At 66.8% G+C, this 16,471-nt stretch carries 13 protein-coding genes and 1 other RNA gene; 2 read left to right on the plus strand and 12 right to left on the minus strand.

All coding sequences use genetic code 11. The features are described 5' to 3' along the window. Positions 1-77: 77 nt before the first annotated feature. The 10 genes from ACSQ3Q_RS04230 to ACSQ3Q_RS04275 all read right to left on the minus strand — a co-directional run bounded on the left by ACSQ3Q_RS04230 (position 78) and on the right by ACSQ3Q_RS04275 (position 11,795). Positions 78-1,793 carry an NAD(P)/FAD-dependent oxidoreductase gene (locus tag ACSQ3Q_RS04230; RefSeq protein WP_436133162.1) on the minus strand — a complete coding sequence of 572 codons (1,716 nt, stop codon included), beginning with the start codon at positions 1,791-1,793 and terminating at the stop codon, positions 78-80. Between the two features lie 174 nt (positions 1,794-1,967). Next, a complete protein-coding gene (locus ACSQ3Q_RS04235) occupies positions 1,968-3,020 on the minus strand; it encodes a lysylphosphatidylglycerol synthase domain-containing protein (RefSeq protein ID WP_436133163.1) in 1,053 nt (350 codons plus the stop codon). A gap of 41 nt (positions 3,021-3,061) precedes the next feature. Beyond that, positions 3,062-4,435, minus strand: coding sequence for a cardiolipin synthase ClsB (gene clsB, locus ACSQ3Q_RS04240; RefSeq protein ID WP_436133164.1), 1,374 nt, complete (start codon positions 4,433-4,435; stop codon positions 3,062-3,064). Further along, complete coding sequence (locus ACSQ3Q_RS04245) at positions 4,432-5,196, minus strand: endonuclease/exonuclease/phosphatase family protein (RefSeq protein ID WP_436133165.1); 765 nt, start codon at positions 5,194-5,196, stop codon at positions 4,432-4,434. The genes clsB and ACSQ3Q_RS04245 overlap by 4 nt, the downstream gene beginning before the upstream one ends. A 364-nt stretch (positions 5,197-5,560) precedes the next feature. Then, positions 5,561-6,478 (minus strand): cysteine synthase A, encoded by a 918-nt coding sequence (cysK, locus tag ACSQ3Q_RS04250; protein WP_436133166.1) that lies wholly within the window; start codon positions 6,476-6,478, stop codon positions 5,561-5,563. Between the two features lie 125 nt (positions 6,479-6,603). Next, entirely contained in the window at positions 6,604-7,686 is a 1,083-nt protein-coding gene (rtcA, locus tag ACSQ3Q_RS04255) for an RNA 3'-terminal phosphate cyclase (RefSeq protein ID WP_436133167.1), read from the minus strand. Next, positions 7,683-8,549, minus strand: a complete 867-nt coding sequence (locus ACSQ3Q_RS04260; protein WP_436133168.1) for a nucleotidyltransferase domain-containing protein — start codon at positions 8,547-8,549, stop codon at positions 7,683-7,685. Before ACSQ3Q_RS04260 ends, rtcA begins: the two co-directional genes overlap by 4 nt. A 94-nt stretch (positions 8,550-8,643) precedes the next feature. Next, positions 8,644-9,864 carry an RtcB family protein gene (locus ACSQ3Q_RS04265; RefSeq protein ID WP_436133169.1) on the minus strand — a complete coding sequence of 407 codons (1,221 nt, stop codon included), beginning with the start codon at positions 9,862-9,864 and terminating at the stop codon, positions 8,644-8,646. A gap of 30 nt (positions 9,865-9,894) precedes the next feature. Then, complete coding sequence (locus ACSQ3Q_RS04270; protein WP_436133170.1) at positions 9,895-10,359, minus strand: hypothetical protein; 465 nt, start codon at positions 10,357-10,359, stop codon at positions 9,895-9,897. 290 nt (positions 10,360-10,649) lie between these two features. Continuing rightward, a complete protein-coding gene (locus ACSQ3Q_RS04275; RefSeq protein WP_436133171.1) occupies positions 10,650-11,795 on the minus strand; it encodes a slipin family protein in 1,146 nt (381 codons plus the stop codon). A gap of 787 nt (positions 11,796-12,582) precedes the next feature. Here ACSQ3Q_RS04275 and rtcR point away from each other — a divergent pair. Next, positions 12,583-14,217: an RNA repair transcriptional activator RtcR gene (gene rtcR / locus ACSQ3Q_RS04280; RefSeq protein ID WP_436133172.1), complete on the plus strand. Its 1,635-nt coding sequence runs from the start codon at positions 12,583-12,585 to the stop codon at positions 14,215-14,217. 57 nt (positions 14,218-14,274) lie between these two features. Then, positions 14,275-14,726: RNase P RNA component class A (gene rnpB / locus ACSQ3Q_RS04285), an RNA gene on the plus strand. Between the two features lie 55 nt (positions 14,727-14,781). Here the strand turns inward: rnpB and ACSQ3Q_RS04290 are convergent. Together ACSQ3Q_RS04290 and ACSQ3Q_RS04295 are read right to left on the minus strand one after the other, a co-directional pair. After that, complete coding sequence (locus tag ACSQ3Q_RS04290; protein WP_436133173.1) at positions 14,782-15,198, minus strand: hypothetical protein; 417 nt, start codon at positions 15,196-15,198, stop codon at positions 14,782-14,784. Positions 15,199-15,203: 5 nt separating this feature from the next. Further along, positions 15,204-16,469: a M48 family metallopeptidase gene (locus ACSQ3Q_RS04295; protein ID WP_436133174.1), complete on the minus strand. Its 1,266-nt coding sequence runs from the start codon at positions 16,467-16,469 to the stop codon at positions 15,204-15,206. Positions 16,470-16,471: the final 2 nt, after the last annotated feature.

The raw sequence follows: 16,471 nt of genomic DNA on the forward strand, positions 1-16,471 counted from the left end.
GGCCAGGGCGGCCCCGCCGCGCTGGCTACGCCGCCCTTCCCCCCGCGAGCGTGAGACAAGGGAAGGCGCGCAGCGCCTCAGGGCGTCGCGAGAATACTCCGGGCCACAGCCTCGCCCACCTTGATGCCATCGACCCCCGCCGACAAAATGCCGCCCGCGTAGCTCGCCCCTTCGCCCGCCGGGTACAGGCCCGGTGTGTTCAGGCTCTGCAGGTTTTCGCCCCGGCCGATCTTGAGCGGCGATGAAGTGCGCGTCTCGACGCCCGTCAGCACCGCGTCGTGCATGTCGAAGCCTTTGATCTTGCGGCCGAAGGCGGGCAGTGCCTCGCGCAGGGCCTCGATGGCGTAGCCGGGCAGGGCGGCGTGCAGGTCGCCCAGGGCGACGCCGGGCTTGTACGAGGGCTCCACATCTCCGAGGTGTTGGGACGGCGTGCCGCGGATGAAGTCGCCGACCAGCTGGCCCGGCGCGCTGTAGTCGCGCCCGCCCAGCACAAAGGCGTTCGATTCGAGCTGGCGCTGCAGCACGCTGCCCGACAGCGGGTGAAACTGCCCGGCGGGCAAACGCTCAACGCCATAGGTTTGGCCCAGGTGGGTTTCGAACGCGGCCGGATCGGTGGGGTAGTCGCGCGGATCGATGCCCACCACCATGCCGGCGTTGGCATTGCGTTCGTTGCGCGAGTACTGGCTCATGCCGTTGGTGACCACGCGGTTCGGCTCGCTGGTGGCGGCCACGACCGTACCGCCGGGGCACATGCAAAAGCTGTAGACCGCGCGCCCGTTGGCGGCGTGGTGCACCAGTTTGTAGTCGGCCGCGCCCAAGAGCGGGTGGCCGGCGTGGCGGCCCCAGCGCGCGCGGTCGATGATGCCCTGCGGGTGTTCGATGCGAAAGCCGATGGAGAACGGCTTGGCCTCCATGGCCACGCCGCGGTCATACAGCATCGCAAACGTGTCGCGCGAGCTGTGGCCCAACGCCATCACCACATGGTCGGCGCGCAGCTCGGTGGTCTCGCCGGTGGCCTGGTTCAGCACCTTCAGACCGCGCAGGTGCCTCGCGTCGCCCGTGCCTTCGACGATCACATCCGTCACGCGCTGCTCGAAGCGGATCTCGCCGCCCAGCGCAATGATCTGCTCGCGCAGGTTTTCCACCACCTTCACCAGTTTGAAGGTGCCGATGTGCGGGTGCGCCACGTACAGGATCTCCTCGGGCGCGCCGGCTTTGACGAACTCGTTCATCACCTTGCGGCCCAGGTGGCGCGGGTCCTTGATCTGGCTGTAGAGCTTGCCGTCGCTGAAGGTGCCAGCGCCGCCTTCGCCAAACTGCACATTGCTCTCGGCATGCAGCTCGCGCTTGCGCCACAGGCCCCAGGTGTCCTTGGTGCGCTCGCGCACCGGCTTGCCCCGTTCCAGCACGATGGGCTTGAAGCCCATTTGCGCCAGCACCAGCGCGGCAAAGATGCCGCAGGGGCCAAAGCCCACCACCACGGGCCGCAGGGGCAGGTCGGCAGGCGCCTGGCCCACAGGGTGCCACGCCATGTCGGGTGTGGGCTGGATGTGCGGGTGGTTTGCAAATTGCGCCAGCAGTGCCGCCTCGCGCTCGGGCTGGGTGAGGGTGAGGTCGATGATGTACACCGCCAGCAGGTCCACCTTGCGCGCATCAAAGCTGCGCTTGAAGACGTGCAGGCGGGCGATGTCGGCCAGGGCGATGCCCAGCAGCTTGGCGGCGGCGGCGCGCAGCAGCGCGTCAGGGGCTTCGGCGGCCGTGAAGGGCAGCCGGATTTCAGAGAGGCGGATCATGGTCTTGCGGGCCCGTGTCGATCGGGCGGCGTGCAAAGTCGTGGGGCCGTGATTTTACCGGCCGGGGGGTGGCGCGGTGTGCTCTGCCACGGGCTCTCCACCCGCCCACAGTGCGTTGCTATAAAATGTATAGCTATTAGCGCTTATGGAATAAGCGCTAGGGCCGTTTTTGACTCAATTTTTCGAGTCGTCGGCCGCTTCGCTTCGGCGCCAGCGCAGTTCGGCGACGCCAAATGCCACCGCGGCCAACACCAGCGGCAGGAAGTAGTACAGCGCCCGGTAGGCCAGCAGCGCGGCCAGCACCTTGTCTTGCCCCAGCGCGCCGTGCGCCAGCAGCGCCACGCCCACGGCCTCGAGCACGCCCAGGCCGGCGGGCACGCGCAGTACCAGGCCGGCGACGGCACCCAGCAGCACGGTGGCCAGCGCGGCGGCGTAACTCACCTCGCCCTGCAGCACCGTCCACAGCGCGGCACCCATCAGCATCCAGTTGGTGGCCGACACGGCCACCTGCCACAGGGCCACGGGCCAACGCGGCAGCGGAAACTCGTGGCCGCGCAGCGTGAGCGCCCGGCCCGCGCGTATTGCGCACAGCACGACATACGCCACCGGCAAGCAGCCCAGCACGGTGCCGCCCAGGCGCCACTGCCAAAGCTCCACCGTCCAGCCCGCCACCGTGGGCAGCTGCCACAGCCAGGCCAGCACCGCAGCCAGCAGCAGGTAGCCCACCCAGTTGGTGAGGATGCTGGTGCCCACCACCTGGCCGATGGTGCCGGGGTTGACACCGCGCCGCTCGTACAGCCGGTAGCGCACCCCCACCCCGCCGATCAGCGAGCCGAGGTTGAGCGTGAAGGGGTAGCTGGTCATCGCAATGCCCAGCGTGGTGGTACGCGACAGCCGATGGCCGATGCAATGCCGGCCGATCAAATCGAACGTGCCATAGGTGCAGTGGCTGGCCAGCGCCAGGGCGCCCGCCACCGCAAGCACGCTGGCCGGCAGGGCCAGCAACGCCTGCCACACCGCGGGCCAATCGACCGTGCGCGCCTGCCGCACGATGAGCCACGCGACCACCGCAAAAAACGCCAGTGCCACGCCGCGCGTGAGCCAGGGCCACCAGGGCCGCTCGGTGATGCCGCGCCAGCTGCCGCTGGTCGTGCGCTCTGCCTCGCCACCCATGTCGCGGTCAACGTCAGGCGCCAGGGAGAGTGGGCGCGGTGTGCTGGCGGCCATGGGCATATTGGGTGGGTGTGAGGGCGCGGCGTTCAGCGCGGTCAGGCCGCGGCACCTGCGTTGGACGTGGCGTTGGCGGTGGGATTGGAGGGCGCGGTAGCAGGCTTGCTGTTGCCCTGGCCGCCGCCCGTGTCATTGCCTTGGGCAGCGCCTGTGCCAGTGCGCACCATGGTGATGGTCGGCTCGTGGCGTGGCAGCCAGCCGGCCCAGGTGGGGAACCAGCGCATCAGGTGGAACACCACGTAGCTGCGCAGCAGCCGCAGCCAGTCAAAGCGCCCGGGGGGCGTGGCTTCGATCTGCCGGCAGCTGTTGTCCATCAGGTGTGCGAGGCGGTTGTGCAGGTGCGCGTTGAAGGCGCGGTCGCGGATGATGACGTTGGCTTCGAGGTTGAGCGACAGGCTCAGCGGGTCGAGGTTGCTCGAGCCCACGGTGGACCATTCGTCGTCCACCAGCGCCACCTTGCCGTGCAGCGGCCGGTCGCAGTATTCGTAGATGTGCACGCCGGCGCGCAGCAGGTGGTCGTACAGCATGCTCGCTGCCGTGCGCACGATGGCCATGTCGGGCTGGCCCTGCAGGATGAGCCGCACGTCCACGCCGCGCTTGGCGGCGCGCCGCATCTCGCGGATAAAGCGGTAGCCCGGGAAGAAGTACGCGTTGGCAATCACCACGCGATGGCGCGCAGAGCGCAAGGCCACGCGGTAGTGGCGCTCGATGTCGTTGGTGTGCTGGCCGTTGTCGCGCGTCACAAAGATCGCGTCGGCCGAGCCGGCGTGTGGCAGCTGCTGCGATGCCGCGCCTTGTGGCTGCCCTGGCACCGCGCCGCGCGGGGTGGCCGGTGCGGCGTTGTGTGCTGCGGGCTGCAGCCTGCGCCGCGCAGTGCCCAGTACCGCTGCCCGTGCAAACTGGTGCATCTGCGCCACGATGGGGCCGCGCACGGCCACCGAATAATCCTGCTTGGCCTCGGGCCCGAAGTCCGCCACATGGTCGGCCGAGTAGTTGATGCCGCCGATGAAACCCAGCTCGCCATCGACCACCACGATCTTGCGGTGCATGCGGCGCAGCAGGTTCAGCCGCTGGCCCATGAAGCTGCTGCCGGGGTCAAAAATGCGAAAGCGCACGCCCGCCTCGACCAGGCGGCCCACAAAGGTGTCGGGCAGATCGGGCGAGCCAAAGCCGTCCACCAGCACGTGCACCTCGACGCCCCGCTCGGCGGCGCTGAGCAAGGCGGCGTGCAGCTGCTGGCCAATCTTGTCGTCGAACAGGATGAAGGTCTCCAGCACCACCTCGCGCTGTGCATTGGCAATGGCCTCGAACACGCGGGGAAAGAATTCCTCGCCGTTCTCCAGCAGCTCGAAATGGTTGCCAGGCACCCAGCGGGACGACCGCGGCGGGAAGGCGGTGCGGCGCGCGCTCATAGGTAGATCTCCGCCGCCAGCGGCGCGTGGTCCGAGAGCTTGTCCCAGGGCTTCTTGGGCAGGGTGAGCGGCGAGTGCACGGCCGCGTTGCGCACATAGATGCGGTCCAGCGCGAGCAGCGGCATCGACGCTGGAAAGGTGCGCACGGCGCGCCCGAAGGCCTGCACAAACACCTCCTCCAGCCCTGCACCCTTGTGCAGGATGGCGTGGGCGCGGTGGCGCCAGTCGTTGAAGTCCCCGGCCAGCACCACCGGTTCGTCCTTGGGGAAGGTGCGCAGCAGGTCGCACACGCGCTGCAGCTGCCGCTGGCGGTGCGACTCCTGCAGGCCCAGGTGCACGCACACCGCATGCACAGGCAGGTGATGGCCCGGTGGCTGCAGCACACAGTGCAACATGCCGCGCCGCTCAGGCCCGGCAATCGAGATGTCGTGGTTCTCGTAATGCGTGATGGGAAACTTGGACAGCAGCGCATTGCCGTGGTCGCCGTTGTCATAGACCGCATTGCGGCCGTAGGCGTACTGCGACCAGATGGTGTCCGCCAAAAACTCGTAGTGCGGCACCTGCGGAAAGTTGGAATGCCGGCTCGCGTGCTTGTGGTGCGTACCCTGCACCTCCTGCAAAAACACCAGGTCCGCCTCCACCTCGCGCACCGCTTCGCGCAGTTCATGCAGGATGAAGCGCCGGTTGAACGTGGTAAAGCCCTTGTGTACGTTCACGGTCAGAACCTTGAACGCAATGGGCTGGGACGGGGTGGTATCCATGGGCAGAACAGTCGTTGTAGGGGCCCTGAGACAGCGCCGCAAAGGCCCAGCCCGAAGGGTCTAACGATTGTTCCGGCCGGAGGGGTGCCGCCTCTGTAGGACGGCTGGCCGTTGGCATGTGCTGCGGTGGCCGAAAAGGCTTTCGGAGCCCGCCTCGGCGCCCCTGGTGAGCATGGTGGGCAGCGCCACCAGCCCCTCAACTGGCGCGCCCTGACGCCCGTGCCACCGTGGCTTGCAGCGCCGCGAGGGAGGCGCGTTCAATCCAATACCGTTCGGGCTGAGCCTGTCGAAGCCTTGCGGGGCGCTTCGACAGGCTCAGCGTGAACGGTTTTGTGTTTTCGACAGCAACTGGTATCAGGGGAGCTTACGCCGGCAGAAAACCTTCGACCGAGAGGTAGCGCTCGCCCGTGTCGTAGTTGAATCCCAGCACCTTGGCGCCAGCCGGCAGCTCAGGCAGCTTTTGTGCGATGGCTGCCAGCGTGGCGCCCGAAGAGATGCCCACCAGCAGGCCTTCTTCGCGGGCGCTGCGGCGGGCATATTCGCGCGCCGGCTCGGCATCCACCTGGATCACGCCGTCTAGGATGCTGGTGTCCAGGTTCTTGGGGATAAAACCTGCGCCGATCCCCTGGATGGGGTGGGGCGACGGTGCGCCGCCCGAGATCACAGGAGACGCCGTGGGCTCCACCGCAAACACCTTGAGGTTTGGAAATTGGGCCTTCAGCACCCGCGCCACGCCGGTGATGTGGCCGCCCGTGCCCACGCCGGTGATGAGTACATCGATGCCATCGGGAAAGTCCGCCAGGATCTCCTGCGCCGTGGTGCGCACATGCACGTCGATGTTGGCCGGGTTCTCAAACTGCTGCGGAACCCACGAGCCCGGCGTCTGGGCCTGCAGTTCCTGCGCGCGGGCGATCGCGCCCTTCATGCCCTTTTCACGCGGCGTCAGGTCGAACTGCGCACCGTAGGCCAGCATCAGGCGGCGGCGCTCGATGCTCATGCTGTCGGGCATCACGAGGATGAGCTTGTAGCCCTTGACGGCCGCCACCAGCGCCAGGCCGATGCCGGTGTTGCCCGAGGTGGGCTCGATGATCGTGCCGCCGGGCTGCAGCGCACCCGACTTCTCGGCGTCTTCCACCATCGACAGTGCGATGCGGTCCTTGATCGAGCCGCCGGGGTTGCTGCGCTCGGATTTCACCCACACGTTGGCCGTGGAGCCAAACAGGCGGTTGATGCGCACATGGGGCGTGTTGCCGATGGTTTGCAGAATGTTGTCAGCTTTCATGGCGTCTCCTGGAGGTGAAGAGGGGGGAAGGGAAAGGGTGACGCGGATTCTGAACCAGTTGTGCCGCGTCACCGGCCGGATGGGCATGTTCGGCTGTGGCGTCGAGCGCCGATTGCCGAGCCCGCTCAGGCGGAGTCTTCGTTCGGCTTGGGCGTGATCTCCACGAGCATTGCACCCTCCACGGGCGTGATCTGCACCCGCACCGGCAGGCCCAGCGCAATGGTCTGCGCGTTGGTGGCCGTGTGCTGCGTCACCTCGCTGCAGGTGTAGCGCGCGGCGCGCCCGCTGCGCCACACCGCCAGAGCCAGCGGCAGCATCCACTGGTCAGCAAGATGCGGGCCCAGCGCGCCGCTGCTGCGCTGGTAGGCACGCACCTCGTCCACCAGCCGCCGCGCGACCTGCTCGGCCGACAGGCTGCGTTCGCCCAGCTGGCAGAACACCTCGGTCACGTGTTCATATTCCAGCGTGGCGATCAGCGCGTTGCCAGGCCCTTCGTTCTGGCGCGTTGGGGGTTGGCGCAATTGGCCGGCTTCGAACGTCCAGCCCATGCGCTGGCCCAACGCCTCCAGCTCGCGCGTCGCAATGTTGCGCGCCAGGCCCGGCACCAGTGCCTCGCCCCAGGCGTTGTTCAGCAGCCCGCGTTCCATGACATCCACTGGCGCCAACGGCTGGGCCGAGGGCGTGATGCGCGCCACCAGCTCGCCGCCCCCGGCGGGGTAGAAGCCGCGCCGCTGCAATTGCAGGTCCAGCCCCACGCCCAAACGCCGCACCAGCGGTGCAAACGCCCGCTCCAGAAAGTCGAACGGCGGTGCCATCGGGTTGTGCGTACCGCCCGACAGCTGCACGCGGCTTTCGCCATCCGCCAGCATCAGCGCGGGCAGCACGGTCTGCAGCACCAGCAGGCAGCTGCCCGCCGTTGCGATCTGAAAGCGGTAGTCGCCCGCCTGCACTGCGCCGGGCGTGAACAGCAGCGTTTGGGAGCCCAGCTCGGCGCCGTCCGCCTGCCCGCCGCACACCGCCACCGCGGCCTGCACGCAGGCCAGGTGCTGTCGCATCAGCCCGGGCTTGGCCCGCCCGGCGCGGATGCGCGTGATGTGCAGCGGGCGGCCGGTGACCATGGAGAGGGCCAGGCCCGTGCGCAGGATCTGGCCGCCGCCTTCGCCGGTGGAGCCGTCGAGGGTGACGGGGGATACAGCGAGCTCCGTCATGGCGACGCCTCCGCTGCCGCACTCTCGGCGCGGTGGTCGTATCGCAACACGGTGTCGTGCAGCAGTGCATCCAGCGCGGCGTGTCCGGGCACGGGCAGCGGCTGCACGGGTTCGGCCGCATTGCGCGCCAGCTCGGCCTCGATGAACGCGTGGATGCCGGGCCAGCGCGGGCTGGTGGCGGCCTCGCCGGCGCGCATCTTCACCTCCAGCAGGGCGTTGACCTCCGCGACCAGCGCAGCATCGGCCACCGGGTCCAGCGTGTGCTGGGCCAGCTCGGCAAAGCGCATGGGCGGCACGCCGGGGCGTGTGCGAATCCAGCGCGCAGCCAGCAGCGGGCGCAGCACGTACAGGTACTTCTTGTAGCGCACCTCGTCGGCCTGCAAGTACTCGCGGAAGTTCTTCTTGGCCATGGAGCTGTAGTGGTGCCATCCCTTGGCGTTGGAGAAAACGTTCTCTGCCAGCGCGCGGAACTGCGCCATGGTGGCCGCCTCTTCGCGGTAGACGATGGGCGAGCGCAGCCACTCCAGCAGCGTGGGGTTGGACTCGCGCAGCAGCCCGAGCGCCTTGCGCAGGTCCCAGCCGTTGATGTCCAAGTCACCGCTGATCGGCACCTCGATCACATCGCGGCCCGGCGCCACCGTGAGGTACCAGGGCAGCCGGTGCACGTAGATGAAGCGCACGTCGTAGTCGCTGTCGGGCGATGCAAAGCCCCAGCCGCGGCTGCCGGATTCGCAGGCGAAGAGGATGGCTACGCCGTGCGTGGACTCGATGCGCTGCAGCTCCTGCATCACTTGCGCGCGCATGTGCGGCTCCACGGGATGGTCAGAGCGCAGAAATTCTTGTTGTTGTTCTAGCTTGTGCATAAAAATCGGCCGTAGCGCTTATTGGATAAGCGCTAGCAGCTATCAAAAATATAGTATCTGAGTGCGGCGCTGCTGCCAGCGCCGCACGGGGCCGTCACCCCTTCACGCAAACCACCTGCTTGAGCGTGTAAACCACCTCCACCAGGTCCTCCTGCGCCGCCATCACCGCGTCGATGTTCTTGTACGCCATCGGGATCTCATCGATCACATCGGCGTCCTTGCGGCATTCCACGCCCTCGGTGGCCTTGATTTGGTCTTCGACCGTGAACATCTTCTTGGCCTTGGTACGGCTCATGGTGCGGCCAGCGCCGTGGCTGCAGCTGTTGAAGCTCTCGGGGTTGCCTTTCCCGCGCACGATGAAGCTCTTGGCGCCCATGCTCCCCGGGATGATCCCCAGCTTGCCTTGCTCGGCACTCACCGCGCCCTTGCGTGTCACGAAAACGTCCTGCCCAAAGTGCGTTTCGCGCTGCACGTAGTTGTGGTGGCAGTTCACCGCCTCCACGTGCGTCTCGAACGGCTTGGTGATCACTTTGCGCAGCGCGGCGATCACCCGGCCCATCATCACTTCGCGGTTGGCCGCGGCGAACTTCTGCGCCCACCCCACGGCCTTCACGTAGTCGCCGAAGTACTGCGCGCCTTCCTCGAAGTACGCCAGGTCCTTATCGGGCAGGTTGCGCTGGTTCATCTCGGCGTCCTTCTTGGCCAGCTCGATGAAGTGGGTGCCGATGGCGTTCCCCACCCCACGCGAGCCCGAGTGCAGCATCACCCACACGGACTGGTGTTCGTCCAGGCAGATCTCGATGAAGTGGTTACCCGTTCCGAGTGTTCCCAGGTGCTTGTAGTTGTTCGTGTTCTTGATGCGCGGGTGCGCTTCGCAGATCTCGTCGAATTCATGAACCAGGCCGGCCCAGGCGCGGTCGGTCTCGGTCGGCGGGGTATCCCAGCTTCCCTTGTCGCGACCGAAGCGCTTGGGCGTCATCCCTACTGGCACGGCGCGCTCGATGGCGGCGCGCACGCCGGACAGGTTGTCGGGCAGGTCGCTGGCAGTGAGCGTGGTCTTGCACGCCATCATTCCGCAACCCAGGTCCACCCCCACCGCGGCGGGGATGATGGCCTTGAGCGTCGGCACGACCGAGCCGATGGTGGCGCCGATCCCTAGGTGCACGTCGGGCATCACCGCCACGTGCTTGAACACGATGGGCAGGCGCGCAATGTTGCGCAGCTGGTTCTTGGCTTCTTCTTCCACGGGCACGCCGTTCGTCCACATCTTTACGGGGACGCCGTTGGGTACTTCGAGTTGTTGGTAGGTGGTCATATTGTTCTTTCGTCTTGTCTTCTTTGCCGTTCATTGAACCATTCCGCGTGCTGCGGCCTGGGCATAGTTCTTGAGTTCGTCGTCGTGCTTCACCTGGCGGATGAAGGCGTCCATGTGCGCCTGCAGTTCCTTGGGCCGCCCCAACCGCACGCCCTCGTGGCCGATCCCGTGCAATGCCGATTCCTGTGCGGCCCTGAACGGCATCGCCAGCATCTCGCAGAACACCTGCCACATCGCGTCGCGCCATTCAGGGATGTCCTTGGCGTTCCAGAACGTGGGCCACACGTCAAACCACATGTAGCTCACAAAGTACAGGCGGTCGCTTCGACTCCCGATGGGGGTCGGCCCGGTGTCCAGGCGCGGGCCGAGGCAGTCGCGCCACAAGGTGGGCAGGGCCCGCATCATGCGCATCGCGTCGGCCAGCGGCACGGACGGGTCGTTCACCATTTGCGGGATGTCGCCCGCGTTGTTGCTCATCACATGGTTCAGGCCCATACCCACCTGCTCGTCGCTGTAGGGTGCCCGCGTTAGCGAACAGCACGGTCTGGATGTGCGTCCACTGCAGCGGCGTGGCGTTGAATTCGGGCTCGTCGATCAGCCAGTACCACTCCTGCCCGCTCTTGTCGGGCACGGGGCGGTCGAACAGATAACGCAGGGCTGCGCTATAGACCGCCGGGTCCAGGTTTATCGACTCGCAACTCACCGGCGTCTCCTTGCGGTTCGCGCGCCTTTCACGTGCGGTCAGTTTCTTTGCTTTCATCTCGATTTCTCTTTCTTCATGAGAATCAACGCATCTTCACCAGTCCGTTCAGCACCTGGTCCAGGCCACCAAACACCGAGATCTTGTCGATCCGCTCGGCCACCCGCTCCAGCGTCTCCAGCTCCTTCATGCGCAGGGCGACGGGGTTGTCCTCCATCACCTTGGCGGTGTTGAGCAGCGACCGCGTGGCGGCGGTTTCCTCGCGGCGGCGGATCACGTTGGCCTGGGCCTGCTTTTCCGCCTGCACCACCTGCGTCAGGATGGTCTTCATCTCGCCGGGCAGCACGATGTCCTTCACGCCCACGCTCTCCAGTTGCATGCCGTAAGGCTGCAGCTTGGTGGCCAGGTGCGCGGTCACCACCTCGTCGATCACCGTCTTGTTCTCCAGCAGCTCGTCGAGCGTGCGGGTGCCCACGGCGGCGCGCAGCGCAAACTGCAGCTCGCGGTACAGGTAGTCGGCAGGCTTTTGCAGCTGGGCAAAGGCTTGCAGCACATTGGTGATGCGGTAGGTGGCCGACAGGTTCAGGCGCAGGCTCACCTTGTCGCGGGTCATGATGTCCTGGCCCGAGACCTCCACGGCCTGCAGCCGCAAATCCACCAGTTCCACAGCGATGGTGCGGCCATACTTCCAGAACGCGTAGGCACCGGCGGTCAGCAGGCGCTCGACCTTGCCGTCCACCGTCAGCAGCGCGCACTGGCCCTCGGGCACCTGCACCTGCAGCACGCCGTTCAGACCGGTCACTGCGCGCTGGCGCAGCTGGGTCTGAGTCAGGCGAGCGACCAGGTCGGAGGGCAGCTCGGCACCGTTTTGCAGGTTCACCACCTGCACGGTCACATCCACTAGGCCCTTCCAGTACAGGCGGCGCGTGCCAGGCGGCAGGATTTCGACCAGCACGCCGTTCTCGCTGCGCAGGCCCACTTCGCGCTCCGACAGGTTCACCTGCACGAAGTTGGCTGCCACCACCGCGGGCTCTTGGGCCATCAGGTAATCGGCCAGGCCATGCGTGAACGCGGGTTGCTCCAGGGCGAAGGTCTCCACGCGCAGCGTGTCCAGGCCGGCAAAGAGCCAGTGCGTGCCGCTCTGCAGCACGCGGTCGAAATCGCCGTTGCGCAGCAGCAGGGCGCGTTCGTTTTTCTTAACGGGGATGCGTTGGATCTTGTTGTTCAGCATTTCTTTTTCTCCTTGTTGCGGTCCGCGTCGCGGATTTCTCGTTCGTTCGTCTTCTCTTCTTCGTCGTCGTCTTCATGTCGGCTGCCGCACAGCGCAGGCAACACGACTCCAATCCCAAAAGGGCGCCGTTACAGCGGCGGCGGGGCTCCAGGCAGCGCAGCCGCGGGCCTTGCTGTGCGCCGTGGTGCCTGCCCTGCAAACAGGGCGGCAGCGTGGCTGGCTGCGGGCGCGGGCTGCACCGGGGTCTGGTGCAAACCGCCGCCGGCTGACGGAGTGCCTGCGGGGGCTGCCGTGCTGCAGCCTTTGCCTGCGCCCCGCGTCCGGCGGGTGGTCTTTCGACCGCTTCTTCAAAGCTCCGGCCTTGCGGCCGGAAGAATGGACAGGAGTCGAACCTGTGACAGACCCTTGCGGGTTGCTCTTCCTCTGAGCTACCAGTGGTGGCACGCCTGGAGTCGAACCAGACACGTCCTTTCGGAATGGTCTCCACGACCGTGCCGTTACCCGACGACGGCGACGTGCGGCATGCAGGGGTTCAACAAGAGCTTTTTTTATGGCTCCCGGAACCTCGGCACCGGCAGGGCGAACTTGTGTCCTAACCCTGGCCTGTGAGCGGTCGACGCTGGCGTCTGGTACCTATCTATTGCCAGATGCATGCCAGAGTGTGAACTTACGGTTCTAAAAAACGCAAGCTGTTGATTCATATGAATTTTCTGGCCCATTGGAAATTCTTGTTGCCCATCGATTTGCGTAAAAATTAGAATAGAAGCTAGTTAACTAGCTGAAAATGATGCGCAAAGAAAAAGTGGTCATTGGGTTTCTGGGCACCCAGCTGGACGCGGGCAAAGGGGCAGGCCGCTGGGAGAAATGGCGTCCCACGGTGTCGCTGGCCCAGCACGAGGACGTGGTCGTCAAGCGGATGGAGCTGCTCTACACCCCACCTCACGACGAGTTGGCCCAGCAGGTGCGCACCGACATCCACACCGCGTCGCCCGAAACCACCGTCCACCTCGTCAAGCTGGACATCGCCGACCCCTGGGACTTCGGCGAGGTTTACGCCACGCTGTTCGACTGGACGCAGGGCTACCGCTTCGACACCGAGCGCGAGGAGTACTGGACGCACATCACCACCGGCACGCACGTGGCGCAGATCTGCCTGTTCCTGCTGGTGGAGTCGCGCCGCATCCCGAGCGTGCTGGCGCAGACATCACCGCCTAAGCGCCAGCAGATGGGCGACCCGGGCAGCTATGCGCTGATCGACCTGGACCTGTCGCGCTACGACGTGATCGCGCAGCGCTTCGGCGCCGAGCAGCGCGATGCGGTCGACTTTCTCAAAAGCGGCATCGCCACGCGCAATGCGCGCTTCAACGCGCTGATCGAAGAGGTCGAGCGCGTGGCGGTGCGGTCACGGGCCCCCATCCTGTTTACCGGGCCGACGGGCGCGGGCAAGTCGCACCTGGCGCGGCGCATGTTCGAGCTCAAGAAGGCGCGCCACCAGGTCGAGGGCGACTTCGTCGAGGTCAACTGCGCCACGCTGCACGGCGACGGCGCGGCCTCCACACTGTTCGGCCACAAGAAAGGCGCCTTCACCGGCGCTGCGGCCGACCGCGCCGGCCTGCTGCGCACGGCGCACAAAGGCGTGCTGTTTCTCGACGAGATCGGCGAGCTGGGGCTGGACGAGCAGGCCATGCTGCTCAAGGCGGTGGAAGAAAAACGCTTCTACCCCATGGGCAGCGACCGCGAGGTGAGCAGCGATTTCGAGCTCATCGCGGGCACCAACCGCGACCTGCGCACCGAAGTGGCGGCGGGGCGCTTTCGCGAAGACCTGTACGCGCGCATCAACCTCTGGAGCTACCAGCTGCCGGGCCTGGCCCAGCGGCCCGAGGACATCGAGCCCAACCTGGACCACCTGCTCGCGCGCACCGGGGCCGAGCTGGGCCGCATGGTGCGCCTGTCGGCCGAGGCGCGCGTGGCCTACCTGCGCTACGCCCAGTCACCCGACGCGCTATGGAGCGGCAACTTCCGCGACCTGTCGGCCAGCGCCACGCGCTTGGCCACCCTGGCCGACAGCGGCCGCATCGGCCTGCCCCTGGTCGAGGCTGAGATCGCCCGACTGCGCTGGCTGTGGCAAGCCGCCCTGGATGCGCGCGATGGTTTGTCAAAGGCGGGCGCTAGCGCCGTGGGCCGCGACGACTTGGTGGATGTATTAGGCGACGAAGCGGTGCAGGCCATGGACCTGTTCGATCAACTGCAGCTGTCAGCCGTGCTGCAGGTGTGCCGCGATGCGCGCACGCTGTCGGACGCTGGGCGGCAGCTGTTTCAGGCCTCGCGCACCCAGCGCACGGTGGTCAACGATGCGGACCGGCTGCGCAAGTACCTGGGCAAGCTTGGGCTCGACTGGGACCGCGCAAGCCAGCGTGGCTGACGTGCCCCCAGCGCGCACCGCAGACGCGAGGTGCATCTGCGAGATAATCCAGTCCGTGAAGCACGCCAGACCGCCGCTGGTGCAATCTGGGAAACCAGGCACTGGAGGAACGTCCGGACTGCACAGGACAGCGTAGCAGCTAACGGCTGCCCACCGTGAGGTGAGGATTAGAGCAACAGAGACGAGTCCGGGTGGAAACTACCTGCCATGGAGTGTTCTGTGAGGCGCCAGCGCAAGCTGGCGAGAGGACAGCGAGAGCTGTCCGAACCCGGCGAAAGCCGGGTCCGAACAGCCACCCCGAGCGGGCAAGCCCGCTCGGGGTGAAACGGGCAATCTCTACGCGCAGCAATACCAAGTAGGCCAACGTTGATGTGGTTCCGCAGAGTTGGCGGGTAGGTAGCACCGAGCCGTGGTGGCGACACCCGGCCCAGATTAATGGCGGTCACGCTGCAGGGGCTCGCAAGAGCTTCGGCAGTGCACAGAATCCGGCTTATCGGTGTGCTTCACTTTTTAATTCAGACGGGTGTCTGCGCAATGCAGTTACACCCCCTCCAACGCGCCGCGCTACGGCGTGATTTCGCAGCGCAGGCTCGACGCCACCGCCTTGCCCCGGCGCACCCGGAAATGAATCACGGCGGAGGCCACGTCTTCTCCCGCCGCGTGGGTGATGGACAGCTTGCAACGCCCACCCGTGCAGCTGCCCACGATGATGTTCTGCCCGGCGTACAGATACCCCAATCGCAGTGCAAGCAGGTCTTTGACCCGCAGTGGGCCCGCCTGGCCGTGCGCACCCTGGCAGGTGGATGCCGTGGCAGGAATCGTGTCATTGGCCGCGCCCAGCAAGGCGGTCAGCGCCTGCGTGGTGGCCCTGGGGTCGGCTTCGTGGTCACTGGCATGCGCCATTGCAGGCCCGACGGCCATCGCAATACATAGCCAGGCGGTGGCCCAGCGCCCGCCGCGGTCTGCGGCCACGTGCGCCATGCGGGTCACCCCTTGCCGCAATGGGGCGCGTGCCCCTGCTCCAGGTCCGTGGCGCGCCGCACGGTGTCTGGGTGGCTGCTCAGCAACGACCACACGGGGTGGGCCTCGGCCTCCGCGCGGGCCTGGCCCTGGGTGCGGGGCTTTGGCGTGCTGGCGGGGGCGCTGCTGGCCTCGGCAGCCACTGCTGCCGTTTCTGCGGCCTGGCCTGAGGACGTCTTGTCGCCGTCCTTCTGTTGCTTCTTTTCCTTTTTCTCCTGCTCTTCTTCGTCGTGCGCAATCGCCAGCAGCAGCTTGCCCATGGGGGCGGTCGGCAGGGCGCTGTGGCGCATGAGGGCAATCGCGTAGCAGTCGGCTTCGCGCTCGTGGCTGCGGCTGTAGGCCAGGCCGGTGAGCACCGATGCACCCGTGGACACGATGGTGGACACATCCCCCAGCGCGAGGCCCAGGCCCACGTTGAGCACGCCTTGCTCCACCACCATGCGGGTGGTGTGGCGGTGCACCACGTGGCCGATCTCGTGCGCCAGCACGCCCACCAGGGCGTCGTCGGGCAGGCCCTTTTCGGCAGCCGCCTTGACGATGCCGTCGGTCATCACGATCTTGCCGCCCGGCAGCGCAAACGCGTTGGCGCCCATGCCCGCGCGGAACTCCAGCGACAGCGGCGGGCGGTAGCCGGCGTAGCGGTGGGACGTTGATGGCGCCTGCTGCACCAGGGTGTCGAAGCGTGCCTTGAGCTGCTCCTGCCGCTCCTTGGGGAGCTTGCTGGGCTTCAAGGTGCCGTCGTCCATCTGCTTGAGCACGTTGTCGGCGATGCTGGTCTCCCAGCCGAGGGGGACGAAGCGCGTGAGCTGTGTGGCTGTCCAGGGCGTGCCGTAGCGGTAGAACAGCGTGAGGCCGATGACGGCCGCCACCGTCACGCCCAGCAGTACGGGCCAGCGCGTCTGCATGCGCTGGGCGATGCCGGGGCGCTCGCCCGCAGCGGCCAGTGCGGCGCGCCAGTCCGCAACGGCGTCGATCTCGACACTGCCGTGGTCGCGCAGATCCACCACCACACGGGGCTGGGGCTTGCGCTCGTTCCAGGCCTCGGGCCAGCCGACGTTTTTCCAGGTGAACACGGTGGGCTCGGCACCCGGCTGCGAGAGCGGATGCAGCACCAGCGACGGGCCCTGGGGCGTAGGCCGCAGGCTCACCATCACGGGCCGTGCCTTGCTGCTCTGGCCGTCAAACCAGCGCCCGGGAACGAGAGCTGGCGTGTGGGGAGCGGTGGCGGTCATGC

Source organism: Acidovorax sp. LjRoot129, from assembly GCF_964253765.1.
Lineage (GTDB): Bacteria > Pseudomonadota > Gammaproteobacteria > Burkholderiales > Burkholderiaceae_C > Acidovorax.

Coding starts and splice junctions, on each gene's coding strand:
- ACSQ3Q_RS04230 (WP_436133162.1), bottom strand. CDS start 1,793: ATGATCCGCCTCTCTGAAATCCGGCTGCCCTTCACGGCCGCCGAAGCC.
- ACSQ3Q_RS04235 (WP_436133163.1), bottom strand. CDS start 3,020: ATGGCCGCCAGCACACCGCGCCCACTCTCCCTGGCGCCTGACGTTGAC.
- clsB (WP_436133164.1), bottom strand. CDS start 4,435: ATGAGCGCGCGCCGCACCGCCTTCCCGCCGCGGTCGTCCCGCTGGGTG.
- ACSQ3Q_RS04245 (WP_436133165.1), bottom strand. CDS start 5,196: ATGGATACCACCCCGTCCCAGCCCATTGCGTTCAAGGTTCTGACCGTG.
- cysK (WP_436133166.1), bottom strand. CDS start 6,478: ATGAAAGCTGACAACATTCTGCAAACCATCGGCAACACGCCCCATGTG.
- rtcA (WP_436133167.1), bottom strand. CDS start 7,686: ATGACGGAGCTCGCTGTATCCCCCGTCACCCTCGACGGCTCCACCGGC.
- ACSQ3Q_RS04260 (WP_436133168.1), bottom strand. CDS start 8,549: ATGCACAAGCTAGAACAACAACAAGAATTTCTGCGCTCTGACCATCCC.
- ACSQ3Q_RS04265 (WP_436133169.1), bottom strand. CDS start 9,864: ATGACCACCTACCAACAACTCGAAGTACCCAACGGCGTCCCCGTAAAG.
- ACSQ3Q_RS04270 (WP_436133170.1), bottom strand. CDS start 10,359: ATGGGCCTGAACCATGTGATGAGCAACAACGCGGGCGACATCCCGCAA.
- ACSQ3Q_RS04275 (WP_436133171.1), bottom strand. CDS start 11,795: ATGCTGAACAACAAGATCCAACGCATCCCCGTTAAGAAAAACGAACGC.
- rtcR (WP_436133172.1), top strand. CDS start 12,583: ATGCGCAAAGAAAAAGTGGTCATTGGGTTTCTGGGCACCCAGCTGGAC.
- ACSQ3Q_RS04290 (WP_436133173.1), bottom strand. CDS start 15,198: ATGGCGCACGTGGCCGCAGACCGCGGCGGGCGCTGGGCCACCGCCTGG.
- ACSQ3Q_RS04295 (WP_436133174.1), bottom strand. CDS start 16,469: ATGACCGCCACCGCTCCCCACACGCCAGCTCTCGTTCCCGGGCGCTGG.